The following is a 12,588-nucleotide window of genomic DNA, read 5'->3' on the forward strand; positions in this document are numbered from 1 at the left end:
TTGCTTTATATAATGAATGGCATTTAGCTTAATAAATAGGCTTGCACTTTAGCAAGCCTATCTTTGTCAATTTGAGCAAGTATCACTTAGGTTAGGTATAATTCGCAGCGAAGTATCGTTTTAGGACTTCCTACCGCACTCTTTTATCCAGTGGCTTAAGGTCTCGAACAGCTCTGTAAGCACGATAGGCTTAGTAATATGGGCATTCATTCCCGCCGCCAAGCTCTTTTCTCTGTCACCTGACATGGCATGGGCCGTCATTGCAATCACAGGTAACTCTTCTGCAGAATAACGTTTACGCAGCTCCTTAGTGGCGGTAAGACCATCCATCACTGGCATCTGAATATCCATCAACACTGCGTCATATTGAGTCTTATCGATCATATCTAAGGCTATCTGGCCATTTTCGGCCACATCCACTGTGTAACCCGCACTCTTAAGTAGCTCTGTCGCCACCTGCTGGTTGATAAAGTTATCTTCAACTAATAACACATAACCCGTATCTTCATCAGGCACCTCCTCTACACTTTCGGGTAGTGGATTTAAACTCGGCTCATCGGCGAAGGCTGAGATAATCTCATCGAATAAGGTTGAAGCCTTAAACGGCTTCTGCAACAAGGCAAACACGTTGGCCTGTTCCACATCTTTGTGCATCGGCTCAGCGGCATAAGCCGTCATCATCATGATGATCGGGCGCTTGGCCAGCCGACCATCGGCCACCATCTCATCGATCTCTTTGATCACTTCGATACCGTCCATCTCAGGCATCATCCAGTCGACTAATAGCAGATCAACAGGGTTCTTAGCTAACTTATACAGCCCCTCAGGCCCACTGGCTGCGGTATCGACATTGAAGTGGAAATCACGCATCACACTCGAATAGATCTGTAGCGCCGTCGGGTTATCATCGATAACGAGGGTCTTTAAGTTACCTAAGGTTTCAGGCACCACTAGAGGCTGTACTTCGGCCTCCTCAGCAATCTCGAAGCTGATGGTGAAGCTAAAGGTACTGCCCACGCCCATCTCACTTTCGACCTGCATCTGACCCCCCATCATAGACACTAAATGCTTACTAATAGACAGTCCGAGTCCGGTGCCGCCATACTTACGGGTGGTGGAGCCATCTGCCTGAGCAAAGGCATCAAACAGGGTCGCCTGCTGCTCTTTACTGATACCGATCCCGGTATCACGGATCCAGAACTTGAGCGTAATACGATGATCGCGTTCGCCCACATCTTCACAGCCAAGCTCAATTTCGCCGGACTGGGTAAATTTCACCGCATTAGACAGTAGGTTAATTAACACCTGCCCTAAACGCAGCGGGTCACCTTCGAGGAACAATCCTGCAGTGACTGGCGCATATAGCAGTAACTCTACGCCTTTCTCTTGCGCCTTAAGCGCGTTGAGATCCAATGCGTGATCCAGCACTTTATCTAACGGGAAGGCGACGCGTTCAAGCTCAAGCTTACCCGCCTCAATCTTAGAGAAGTCTAAAATGTCGTTGATGATCCGCAGCAGCGAGTGCGCCGAGAAGCCCGCCTTTTCAAGGTAATCTTTCTGCTGCGCAGTGAGCGAAGTGCGCTGCGCTAGTTGTAGCATACCGATAATGGCGTTCATCGGCGTGCGAATTTCATGACTCATATTAGCCAAGAATTCACTCTTATACAGGTTGGCCATCTCAGCGTCCTGCTTCGCCTCAAGCATCGCCACTTCGTTACGCTTATGACGGGTAATATCCTTGTGTGTTCCCACCATACGCTTAGGTTGATTATTCGGCGTAAACTCAACCACACGACCACGGGAGAGCACCCAGTGATACTCACCGCTCTTACCTAGCATTCTAAATTCAATATCGTAGGCACCAACCGGATCTGCTAGATATTGATCACGGTACTCCTCAACACGAATGCGGTCATCGGGATGGATAAGCTCATCGATTGTCGACACTAAGGCGGGGAACTCATTGACCTTATAGCCCAACATCGAATAGTAAGCTGGGTTACAGATGATCTGCTCAGAGTCTAGATACCAATCCCATAGACCATCTTCTACCGCATCCATGGCGAGGTGATAACGCTCTTCAGACAGACGCAGCTGCTCTGCCGACTCGTACTCTCGGGTCACATCACGCCACACGGCAATCAAGCCCAGCAGCTCACCACGGCGGTTATAGAATGGCAGTTTCAAGGTGTCGAGCAGCACGGGTTTGCCTGCAAGCTCGACCTTCTCTTGATAACGCAGTGGCGTTCTTTCTCTCAGTACCCGCTCATCTTCGGCACGAATACGCTGCGATTGCTCATCAGGGGTCAGCGCATCAGAGAGCTGACCAATCATTTCGCTTTCGCTAAAGCCCAACATCCGCTCAGCCGATTTGTTACAGCCAAGATAACGCCCATCTTTATCTTTAAACACAATCGCCTCGGGGATCGAGTCGAGCAAAGAGCGGAGTAAGGCGTATTCCTGTTCACGGCGCTCTGTGGTGTCTTTTAGGCGCTCTGTGCGCTGGGCTACCAGCTTATCGAGGCGCCTGTTCTGCTCAGCCAGATGACGAGTGTACTGTTTGTTCTCTTCAAAAATCCGACTCACCAGTTGGAACCATGGCGCCCAACCGACGGTGATCCGCTCTGGCGGCTTGATTGGCTCGGCCGAACATTGCTCCAGATGGGTCAACAGCCTAGAGGCGGGATTAACGAATGAGCGACGCGTCAACCAGTGAACGACTGTCACCAGCACCGACAGCGCCATCACCACCAACACGAAGGTCAGCTCCAGCTTTTCCCATGAGTCTTTAAAAAGCTCATCGACATCTTGCAGGTAGAGTAAGCGCCAAGGGGCATTATGCAGTGCCACAGAGTGGATGTAATAGCCGTTACGGATGATGCCATCATGGGCATCGAATAGCTCAGACTCAGGGATCGAATGAAGCTCAGAGGGGATCTTCTGGCTGATATGATAGACCCGATTAATATCGGAGTTGTCGATATCGCTATGGGTCAGGATATTATTGTTCTGATCCAGTAAGATCACCGTACCAGGCATCTTAAAGTAGAGACGAATTTGCTTACGCAATGATGCCAGCGTCATATCTAAGTTGATCGAACCGATAAACTCATCTTCGAGATAAATAGGCACGCCCAGCGTGGTTAATAACCCTTTTCCCGTTGGCTCCACATAAGCGGGGCTCCAAGCGACACTACGCTGGGGGTTGTTAGCTGGAGTGACTAACTGAAACTGTTTCTTATTCAGCAGCTCATCACGAAAGCGCTGCTCATCCGCTGGCCACGGGAAATAAGACATGATGCGGCGTTTGGAGATGTAGTAGATAGAAGAAGCCTTAGGCGCGGCTTCGTTGGCGACCGGAAAAGACAGAGATAGCTCGAATAGCATCTCCAGCTCTTGATAAAACTTATCGCTACGGCCATTGAGCGAACCCGCACCTGTAATGCGTCCCATGTTGGTAAAAGGTTCACCACTCTTGGCATAGCTAGGCTCTAGAGTAAAAAACTGGCCACTCTCGTTAAACTTTTCATATTGAGGTAGGCGCTCTTTACGCACCAACTCGCCTAATCTGAGATGATCTACCGCAACATTGCGTAGACTCTGAACCGCCCGAATACTCGACTCGAGTAACAGATCCACCTGCAGCACATGACGCTCAACCAGCTCTTCTGTCTGAGTAACCAGTTGTGCTTTCTGGCGATCAAACGACATCCAAGCCGTTGCCAAAGCCATGATGATTACGCCGATATAGGTGTAAAAAACCGCTCTGTTATAGTTCTTTTGAATCGTTGACTTTAGCTGAAGAGTCGGCTCATTACGTTTCATTTACAACCCTTGGTAATTCTCTCTCGTGAGCAATCAAAATATGCGCCAAACAGTTCTCGGCTCTGACCAATAATATCAGGAAGATAGCTTTCAATCATAGCCTAAAAACGTATAAAAAGGCCTCAACAATAGTGAGGCCTTGCATATCTGTTAACTCTGTCTTAACTCGAGAAAGCTAAAACAGTGCGAACTAGAGGTTTTCTTCGGCAAATTCGGCTAAACGTGAACGAACTACGCCATTTAAGTAGATATTGGCACTGCCATCGAAATCTTTAAACCGTTCGACGATATAGGTAAGCCCCGAAGTGACGGCGGTTAAGTAATTTGAGTCGATCTGCGCCAAGTTACCACTACAGATAAGCTTTGTGCCCTCACCCATTCGGGTGATCATAGTCTTAATCTGCGATGCGGTTAAGTTTTGGCACTCATCGAGGATAACAACCGAGTTTTGAATCGAGCGACCTCGCATAAAGTTAATCGACTTAAACTGGATATTAGCCTTATCCATGATGTAATTCATGCTGCCACTCGGATTGACATCGTGCTTATGCAGCACCTCTAGGGTATCGGTGATCGCCGCCAACCAAGGCGCCATCTTCTCCTCCTCCGTACCAGGAAGGAAGCCGATAGACTCGGCGATCTCTGGAGTATTACGGGTGACGATGACCTTTTCATACTGGCCTCGCTCGACCACTAACTCCAGTGCTGCGGCTAACGCCAGCAAGGTTTTACCACACCCAGCGGGGCCAGTTAAGATCACCAGATCGATCTCAGGATCCATCAAGGCCTGCATCGCCATACCTTGATAAACATTCTTAGGTCTGATCCCCCATGCCTCAAGATTAAGTAACCTCTCTTGCCCCAAGTCTAAAAACTTGAGCTCAGTGGGGGTCTTCTCGACAATGCGTCCACAAAAATCACCACTGTCGTCCAATAGATACTGATTGGTATAGAAAATATCATCACCAAGTCTATCTATCGGTACGCTGTGCACCGTATGACGGCCATCGCTTTCGGTGGTAACATCATCGGTTCGCTCCCAAAAACTACCTTCGAAACGGTGAAAGCCTTTGGTGAGGAAACGAATATCATCGATCAACTGGTCGGTACGGTAATCTTCTACCTGCTGAATACCCGCACCTTTGGCCTTAAGACGCATATTGATATCTTTGGTGACCAGCACCACTTTGCGGGGTTGATGCAGCTGTTGTAAGTGCAGCGCGGTATTGATGATGCGGTTATCGTTGTTGTCACCGGGCATACTGCCGATGGTGAACTCTATCTGATGGTCGGGGAAAATTGACAGGGTGCCAGAAGCGTCACCGTGACCCTCTCGGCTTGGGAGTGATACGCCCTGCACTATCTGCTCGGGTGTCGTCTGTCCTCCTAAAATATCTTCTAATGCTCTAATCGCGACTCTTGCATCACGACTCACATCTCGCTTTCTATCTTTAATCAGGTCCAGCTCTTCTAGAACTGTCATTGGCACGACTACGTCATGCTCCTTGAACGAGTATATAGCCAAAGGTTCATGCAGTAATACGTTGGTATCCAGTACAAACAACTTTCTGTCGTCTTGTTCCATGGCGCCTCCAATTGTGCATTAATTTTTTTAATATGCGATCGGCTTAGCTCCCCTTTATTGTAAATTTATTGTTAACCCTAATCTCATACTGCCACCAATATTGTTCGGCTTCAATGCCCGGTATAGTTTTTAAGCTGTAAAACTTGCTTCATTAATATCGAAGGAATGTGACTGCACTGTGAAACAAAAAAATACTCCTGTTCAACTGATTATTTTGTACACTACTATTTCAGATTGGGGACGAATATTAGTGGGTTCAATTTTCAATATGCTCACGATTGGTATACCATACGCGCCCCTTGTGATTCACCCAGTATATGAGAGTTTTAAATGCCGTTTTCCTTAGGTCAACGTTGGATCAGTGACACCGAATCAGAATTAGGTTTAGGTACAGTAGTTGGAGTGGAGGGTCGCATGGTGACCGTTCTTTTCCCTGCAACAGGCGAGAATAGGTTGTTCTCTCGTACAGAAGCCCCACTTACTCGTGTTATTTACAACCCGGGCGACACCATAGAAAGCCACGAAGAGTGGAAATTAACGGTGACCGAAGTTGAAGAGAAAGAATCACTGATTATTTACCACGGCACCCATAGTGAAACTGGTGAGCAGGTTAGCCTGCGTGAAACCTTGTTGAATCACAATATCCGTTTTAATAAGCCACAAGATCGTCTATTCGCCGGACAAATCGACCGCCTAGACAGGTTTAATGTGCGCTACCAATGCCAACAGCTACGCAATAAGTTAGCGACATCCGATCTGCTAGGACTGCAAGGGCCTCGCGTTGGATTGATCCCGCATCAGCAGTGGATTGCTCACGAAGTGGGTCAGCGCTTTGCGCCGCGCGTACTGCTTGCCGATGAGGTGGGTCTAGGTAAGACCATCGAAGCGGGTTTAATTATCCATCAGCAACTACTGACGGGCCGCGCCGAGCGTATCTTGATTATCGTACCTGATACTCTGCGTCACCAGTGGTTAGTCGAGATGCTACGTCGCTTTAACCTGCGCTTCTCTGTATTCGATGAAGACCGCTGCGTCGAGGCCTATGCCGATCACGACAACCCTTTCTATACCGAGCAGCTAGTGATCTGTTCACTGGATCTTCTGCGTAAGAAGCGTCGTTTGGATCAAGCGTTAGAAGCCGACTGGGATCTAATGGTAGTAGATGAAGCTCATCACTTAGAGTGGTCGGAAGAAACCCCAAGCCGTGCTTACCAAATTGTTGAAGCCTTAAGTGAAGAAATTCCTGGGGTGTTACTGCTTACCGCAACGCCGGATCAGCTTGGTCACCAGAGCCACTTTGCTCGTCTGCGCCTATTGGATCCGGATCGTTTCTACGACTACCAAGCTTTCCTTAAAGAAGAGGACAGCTACAAAGAAGTTGCAACTGCGGCTGAAGCCCTAACCTCTGGCGAGTCGCTATCGGCCGAGTCCATTGCCGGTTTGACCCAGCTACTGTCTGAGAAAGATATCAGCGCATCAATCGCGTTAATTCAAGACGAAGCGGCCGATGCTGACAGTCGTTTCCAAGCTCGTGATGAGTTACTACAAGATCTGCTAGATCGCCATGGTACAGGCCGCGTGCTTTACCGTAACAGCCGTGCGTCGGTAAAAGGCTTCCCTGTACGTAACTTGCATCTGCATCCACAAAAGATGCCAGAGCAATACATCACGGCGTCACGCGTAAGTGCGATGATGAACAAGCACTTAGATACCAATGCCAAGGTTAGACAGGTTCTTAGCCCTGAGAAAATCTACCAAGATTTCGACAGCAGCAGCGCAAGTTGGTGGAAGTTCGATCCACGTGTGGATTGGTTAATCGATTTCTTAAAGAATAACCGTAGCAAGAAAGTACTGATCATCGCTAGCCAAGCCGAAACGGCATTGAGCTTAGAGGAAGCGCTACGCACCCGTGAAGGTATTCAAGCGACCGTCTTCCATGAAGGTATGTCGATCATCGAGCGCGATAAAGCCGGTGCCTACTTCGCTCAAGAGAGTGGCGGTGCTCAGGCACTTATCTGCTCAGAGATCGGTTCTGAAGGTCGTAACTTCCAGTTTGCTAGCAACTTGGTGTTGTTCGATCTGCCGCTAAACCCAGATCTACTGGAGCAGCGTATCGGTCGTCTGGATCGTATCGGTCAGAAAAACGATGTTGAGATCCACCTGCCTTTCTTAGCCAACACAGCACAAGAGAGATTGATGCAGTGGTATCACCAAGGGCTAAATGCCTTTGAATGCACTTGCCCAAGTGGTCATATTCTATTTAATGAGTTCTCGGGTGAGCTATTAGAGAGCCTACTTAATAACGACGAAGAGACGTTAGAGAACTTACTCGATAGCACTAAGGCTCGTTATCAAGAGCTGAAAATCGCGATGGAACAAGGCCGCGATAAACTGCTTGAGATCAACTCTCACGGCGGTGAGCGTGCTAACAAGTTAGTGCAAAGCCTAGCAGACAAAGATGAAGATACTCAGCTTATCGGCTCTGTGATCCGTCTGTGGGATATTATCGGGGTCGAGCAGGAAGATAGTGGTGAAAACGCCATCGTGCTGCATCCAAGTGAGCACATGATGTTCCCGACCTATCCAGGTCTACCAGAAGATGGCATTACCGTCACCTTCGATCGTGAGATGGCGCTGTCTCGTGATGATATCGCACTGATCACTCAGGAGCATCCACTGGTGCAAACGGGTCTAGATCTGATCACTTCATCAGAAACGGGTACCACTAGCGTGGCAGTACTGAAGAACAAGGCACTGCCAGCGGGCACCGTGTTCCTAGAGCTTATCTATCTAGCCGATGCGTCAGCACCTAAGTCTAGCCAGCTATACCGCTACCTACCACCAACACCTATCCGTGTGTTGTTGGATAAGAACGGCAACAACCTGTCTGACAACGTGACTTACGAGAGCTTTAACAAACAGTTAAGCGCGGTGAATCGCCATATCGCCAGCAAGTTGGTTAATGCTTCACAGGCGATTTTGCACCCTCTACTTGCTAAAGCTGAGACTTTTGCGAGTGCAGAACTGCAAACGCTAACCGAGTGTGCTCGTGAGAAGATGACCAGTAAGTTATCGGGCGAACTTGAACGATTAAAGTCGCTGAAAGCGGTGAACCCGAACATTCGTGACGAAGAACTAAGCCACCTAAGCGAACAGATGAGCGAGCTAAACCGTTACCTAGACAGCAGCAAGCTACAACTTGATGCGATTAGATTGGTTCTAGTGAGCCACGCTTAAGCCTAACTTAGCGAGTGGCTAGCTAAGCTAAAATGAGCCCTGATATTTCAGGGCTTTTTTATGTCCTGTTTTTATAAACACCATGATGCTAATACCATAAACATATATACTGCTGAAGCCTTGTTATCTCAGTGGATATTATCGCCTGTATGAAGTTGTTCTCTAGCATCGCTAAACCCCTTTCACCTGTTTATGTCATTTGTGGCGTCCTAGTTGGCCTCTGCTCATTTATGGTATCGGCATCAAATGCGGATTACAGCTACCTTCCCGCCAGTGAAGTCAAACAGTTACAGGTCGAAAATCAGAGCATTCCTGCACTATTGCGCCCCTGGTTAGGTAAAAAACAGCTTGGTTTAGCCATTATCGTTCCCCCCTTAGGCGAGCGCGCCGATGCACCGGGCTTAGCCAGCTATCTTAGGCGCGAGCTAAATAGTGCCGGATGGGCAACTCTGGCCCTGACGCCACCGATGCAAGCCGATATTGGTGCTGAACTAAAGGACAAGGATGCAAAAATCGTTGTCGCCAATACGCCCGATGCTCAGCAAGATACCGCAGCTGAAACACCGATTGAGAACCAGAACATTCAGATGCATAGCCCGGCTCAAGAAGCAGCCAATGTGCCGCTACAGCAGCACGATTTTATGCTTGCTTCCATGGCTCAGCTCGATGCCTTAGGCAAACATTTTGCGGGTAAGCGAATGCTGGTAACAATGGGGGATAGTGCCAACCTAATCATAGAGTTGTTAGAAACACATCGCCTACCAAAGCCAGACTTGATGGTGATAGTGAACCCCTATAGTGAGCTGGAATCGGCCAATCAAGCTTTACCAAAGAAGCTGGCAAAGCTCTCTATTCCGGTATTAGATATCCAATCGAAGGATGGCACAGCGCAATCCCTTGCCACTCAGATGCAGCGATTAACACTCGCACCAGAGAATGCACCGCACCGCTACAGTCAGCAAGTCTTAGCGCTCGATTTAACCCTTAAGGTAACTTGGGATGACTGTCTTGAGTTAATCGAAGGTTTTGCCCGCAGGATCAATAAAGCCCATCCGAATGGATAGGCTTTATTGTCTTCAGTATGAACTGTGGATTTAGTCTTTGCTAAGCTTCAAAGCTCCCGCGATCAATACCACAGTTATGCCCATATAGAGCAGATCTAACATAGAAGTCGGCTTCATATCGGTAAAGAAAGAGAACACCTTAATGATCAGCATCATTAGGATCACTTTGCCCAACTTACTCTTAAGTGAATCGATGCTGCTAATGATCAGGATCTTACCAGCAGCCTCACTCTTACTGGCATGCTTAAGATTACTGATAAACAGCTCATACAAACCGAATGCAAAAATGAGTAGTACCGCACCCAGTAGGAAAGTATCTAAGATCTCCACCACAACCATCACTAAATCGTTACGCACCGCATGGCTGCCACTAAATATATAACCGAGAATAAGCTCAATCATATGCACGACATCTCTAATCCCCATGGCAAAGACAACGAAAGCCGCAATGATGCAAGAAAACACACCAAACAGAACAGACAGGCGACTGCTCCAGAGAAAACGTTCAAAAAGTTCACGCATGATTATTAAGGTTCCAATGAATTAGGGTGATGAAGTTATTAATAAACGATAGCAGAATTAATACACTACTACCGGAATCGTTAAATGGAACGGGAGTGTAAAAGAAGCAATAATTCACCACACTAAAAACATAAGGTTTCGTGAATCAGATCACACTTAATTCTCTTGGATACAATTTACCAGCCAGACTGCCTATTTCGGTAAGGTTTATCCGGTTTCTTAGTCTGTCTTAGTGCTGCAATCACTCGATTTTTACCCAATAATAAGCGAACCTGATACCAAGACTCACGACTTAATAAATGACGAACAGGAGCCGTCCAATTTTTATTAATACTGTGCTTGATAGCCGCATTAGCATCGGGAGAGGTACGCGCTAATTTAGTTGCTAACGCTGTCGCGGCTGCCAAGGGGTCCGCCTCTACAGCCGTCACCAAATTGATGGATAGGGCCTGCTGTGCAGATAACACCTCTGCCGACATAGTAAGCTTAAGCGCCTGATCTTTTGGCATTAACTCCCGTAAACCAGCAAAACCCGCCATGTCAGGAACCAGCCCCCACTTAGCTTCCATTATCGACATTTTGCAATCTGGCGCGGCAATTCTAAAGTCGGCACCTAGAACTATTTGCATGCCGCCGCCATAACAGACTCCCTCAAGCACGGCAATAACGGGCACGGGCAATCGTCGCCAACCTATCGAGACTCGCTGAGCTAAATTAGCGTTACCTGGCAAAAACTTAAATAATAATTTAACCGCGTCTAATGGCGAGCTCATCACACTTTTCACATCTAAACCTGAGCTAAAATTACCCCCTTCACCAAAAAGCACCACAGCGGTAAGCGCTCTGTCTTTTGCTAAAGTTTTAATACAGAGGTCAATCTCTTTGAAAAGCTTATAATTCAAAGCATTATACTTTTCTGGTCGATTGAGACTCACATAAGCAATGCCATTCTTTTTGGTAATTAGTACTAAATCATGAGTCATCTTAGCGCCCTTTCTTGGCAAGTGGTCAGTCCAGACAATTAAGTTAACATGTTTGGAATTATTCGTTAATAGCTATAACATACAGTGGTAATTCTGACGCTCGTCATTTTATTGTCATTAAAAATAGGCTTTCTATTAGTAAGTTGATAATGAATTATCGGGTTGTAGTGCTACCCTTTATAAGGGGCTACGTCATGGAAGGTAGTCAGAGTGTCCGTTTTGACAACACAATCCATGGACGCGCTACTGAATGCTCTATATTCCAGCTGCGACCCACTGGCTCTAAAAGATGACACAGACTCTAGCGCCCAAGATTAGAACTTTATTTGGTTGCCAAGATCTCAGTAGTTGATGAATAGGAAATAACAATAACAATGCCGCTCCCCATATTAATTTGTGACGATTCTGCGCTTGCCCGCAAACAGATGGCTCGCACACTTCCTAAAGATTGGGATGTCGATATCACCTATGCCACCAATGGCTTGGAAGGTATAGAGGCGATTCGTGCAGGTAAAGGCGAAGTCGTCTTTCTCGATCTGAATATGCCAGTAATGGACGGTTATCAAGTCTTGGAAGCGATCCAGAAAGAGGATCTTCCCGCGCTAGTTATTGTGGTTTCTGGTGATATTCAGATTAAGGCTCATGAACGGGTCAAAAGCTTAGGCGCTCTCGATTTTATTCAAAAACCTGTCAGTGCCGATTCGATTAGTCATATTTTACAAGAATACGGTATTTTAGAACTCGCTCAGGGCGCTGAGCAAACCCGCTCGCCTATGATCAAAGTCGATCTGCGTGATGCCTGCCAAGAGGTGGCTAACGTCGCTATGGGACGCGCAGCCGATCTACTCTCCAAGCTATTAAATGTCTTTGTGAAACTGCCAATTCCAAATGTAAACGTACTGGAAGTCAGTGAACTCACCATGACACTTAAGGCCACAGAGGAGCAGAGTACGATATCGGCACTTTGCCAAGGATTTATCGGCGCTGGCGTAGCGGGAGAAGCATTATTACTTTTTCATGACTCCTCCTTTCAAGATATGGCCAAGCTGATGAAGCTTGAAAACCCTGAAGATGAGCAAACAGAACTCGAAGTCATGATCGATACCGCCAATGTACTCATTGGAGCCTTTCTCAACGGGATTTCTGAACAGCTGCATATGAAGTTCAGCCAAAGTCATCCTGTCGTTCTGGGAAGACACTGTAGCGTCAACAACCTGATCAGTGAAAACTCCGATAAATGGAACCGGACACTGGCTATGGAGATTAATTACCGCATCGAAGACCATGATATACAGTGCGATCTCTTGCTACTGTTTACCGAAGATTCGCTGCCAACACTCAACTACAAGCTCGGCTACTTGCTGGATTAAGA

General features: G+C 47.4%; 7 protein-coding genes. 3 read left to right on the forward strand and 4 right to left on the reverse strand.

Translation table 11 applies throughout. From position 1 onward, the window contains the following. Positions 1-120 precede the first annotated feature (120 nt). Positions 121-3,825, reverse strand: a complete 3,705-nt coding sequence (locus JMA39_RS07345; RefSeq protein ID WP_202721174.1) for a response regulator — start codon at positions 3,823-3,825, stop codon at positions 121-123. A gap of 190 nt (positions 3,826-4,015) precedes the next feature. Continuing rightward, entirely contained in the window at positions 4,016-5,410 is a 1,395-nt protein-coding gene (locus JMA39_RS07350; protein WP_202721175.1) for a PhoH family protein, read from the reverse strand. A gap of 330 nt (positions 5,411-5,740) precedes the next feature. Here JMA39_RS07350 and rapA point away from each other — a divergent pair, with 330 nt between their 5' ends. Together rapA and JMA39_RS07360 are read left to right on the forward strand one after the other, a co-directional pair. Continuing rightward, a complete protein-coding gene (gene rapA / locus JMA39_RS07355; RefSeq protein WP_202721176.1) occupies positions 5,741-8,647 on the forward strand; it encodes an RNA polymerase-associated protein RapA in 2,907 nt (968 codons plus the stop codon). Between the two features lie 149 nt (positions 8,648-8,796). Further along, a complete protein-coding gene (locus JMA39_RS07360; RefSeq protein ID WP_202721177.1) occupies positions 8,797-9,711 on the forward strand; it encodes a DUF3530 family protein in 915 nt (304 codons plus the stop codon). A gap of 30 nt (positions 9,712-9,741) precedes the next feature. Here JMA39_RS07360 and JMA39_RS07365 read toward each other — a convergent pair whose 3' ends face one another. After that, a complete protein-coding gene (locus JMA39_RS07365; RefSeq protein WP_202721178.1) occupies positions 9,742-10,233 on the reverse strand; it encodes a YqhA family protein in 492 nt (163 codons plus the stop codon). A gap of 176 nt (positions 10,234-10,409) precedes the next feature. Next, entirely contained in the window at positions 10,410-11,216 is an 807-nt protein-coding gene (locus JMA39_RS07370) for a crotonase/enoyl-CoA hydratase family protein (RefSeq protein WP_202721179.1), read from the reverse strand. Between the two features lie 374 nt (positions 11,217-11,590). Between JMA39_RS07370 and JMA39_RS07375 the strand changes: the two genes are divergently transcribed. Then, on the forward strand, positions 11,591-12,586 hold the full coding sequence (locus JMA39_RS07375; protein WP_202721180.1) for a response regulator: 996 nt from the start codon (positions 11,591-11,593) through the stop codon (positions 12,584-12,586). Positions 12,587-12,588 lie beyond the last annotated feature (2 nt).

The organism is Shewanella schlegeliana, from assembly GCF_016765635.1.
Taxonomy (GTDB): domain Bacteria; phylum Pseudomonadota; class Gammaproteobacteria; order Enterobacterales; family Shewanellaceae; genus Shewanella; species Shewanella schlegeliana.